General features: G+C 66.6%; 1 protein-coding gene. It reads right to left on the bottom strand.

The features are described from left to right. Nucleotides 1-34: 34 nt before the first annotated feature. Nucleotides 35-1476 (bottom strand): IS3 family transposase gene (locus EFY87_RS19900; RefSeq protein WP_425459378.1). Its coding sequence is split into 2 segments (ribosomal slippage): nt 35-1104 and nt 1104-1476, totalling 1443 coding nucleotides; the frame shifts between segments, so codons are not numbered across the junction. Nucleotides 1477-1609 lie beyond the last annotated feature (133 nt).

Genomic DNA, 1609 nt, shown 5'->3' with positions numbered 1-1609 from the left:
CGGAATTTGTCAAGATGTTTGGGGCCAGCGGTTCTTAAGCAGCTGGTTGTTGGTCCTCCTGTTCTTCCTCGGGTGGTTTGTTGATCCAGGCGTCGGCGGGTAGGGCGAGGATCTTCGGGTCGGTCTGGCTGGCGAATCGTTCGGGGTGTGCCGCGCGGGCACGGGCGAGGGTGCTCGACCTGGCCTTCGCGACGGTGGTGGCGTGTGCGTAGTGCACGTCTGCGGGGGTGTGCAGCCCGATTCCGGTGTGGTGGTGCTCGTGGTTGTAGGCGTGCACGAAATCGTCCATGAACCCGCGTGCGTCGGTCAGTGACCCGAACCGTTCGGGGAAGACGGGCAGGTACTTCATCGTCTTGAACAACGCCTCACTGTAGGGGTTGTCATTCGACACGTGCGGGCGCGAATGTGACCGGGTGACACCAAGATCGGTCAACAAGGTGGCGACGGTCTTGGACGTCATCGAGGTGCCCCGATCGGCGTGCACGACCTGCGGCGTGCCGTGGATCCCGAAGATCTGCTGCATCATCTCCTTCGCCAACGGCCCGGACTCGCGGGCGTGTACGTGCGCGCCGACGATGTACCGGGAGTAGATGTCGATCATCACGTACGCGTCGTAGTACACGCCCCGGTCCGGGCCGGCCAGCTTGGTGATGTCCCACGAGTACACCTGCCCCGGGCCGGTCGCGACCAGCTCAGGGATCGCCCGGGCCGGGTGCCGCGCCAGCCGGCGCCGCTCGACGACCAGCTGATTGGCACGCAGGATCCGGTACATCGTGGCAACCGAGCACAGGTACACCCCACGTTCCAGCAGGGTGGCGTACACCTGCAACGGCGGCTGATCAGCGAACTCGGCACTGTTGAGCACCGCGAGCACCTGGGCCCGCTCCGCCGCGGTCAGCGTGTTGGCCGGGCACCGTCGAGCCCGGCCGGCCTCGGGCGCACCGGCCGCCGTGGAGGCGTCGCCGGCGGGCGTGGCCGCGTGGCGGGTCGCGGTAGCCCGCGGCACACCCGTCAACGCTGCCGCGGCACGGGTGGTGACTCCCGCCGTCCTCAGCTGGGCATAGCTGCCCATCAGTGCTTGTCGTGCCGCTGCTCGGTGTCCGCGCTCTCGGAGATCTGTTCCAAGAGCGCGCGCGCTTTTCCCATGATGTCCAACGCCGTCTGAGTCGTGGCCAGCTTCCGCTGTGTTTCGGCCAATTCCTTTCGCAGCCGGGCGATCTCGGCCTGCTCCCGGGACGGGCGGCCGATCCTCTCACCCGGGTTCTTCCCCTCCAGCACACCCGCGTCCCGCAACCGGCGCCACTCGCTCAGCAGCGAGGAATGCAACCCGTGCCGGCGCAGATACGCCCCACCCTGACCCTCGGTCAGAGCCTGCTCGTACCCGGCCACATGCTCCAGCCGCTGCTCGGGCGTGAAGGTGCGACGCCGACGCGGACCACCAGCCCGCGGCCCCGACGACGACGACGACGAACTCATCACACCATCATCAACGCTCACCGGAGCCGACGAAACAGTCGAACTACTCATCAAAAATCAGGTTCCTCAACTCGCCCTGCAGGGGTCAACTTTGCTAACGGGCACTGGACTCAACTCACCTTGACACGCAGGG

Origin of the sequence: Flexivirga caeni (assembly GCF_003724155.1) — a bacterium.
Lineage (GTDB): Bacteria > Actinomycetota > Actinomycetes > Actinomycetales > Dermatophilaceae > Flexivirga > Flexivirga caeni.
This window is presented reverse-complemented; position numbering and strand designations above follow the sequence as displayed.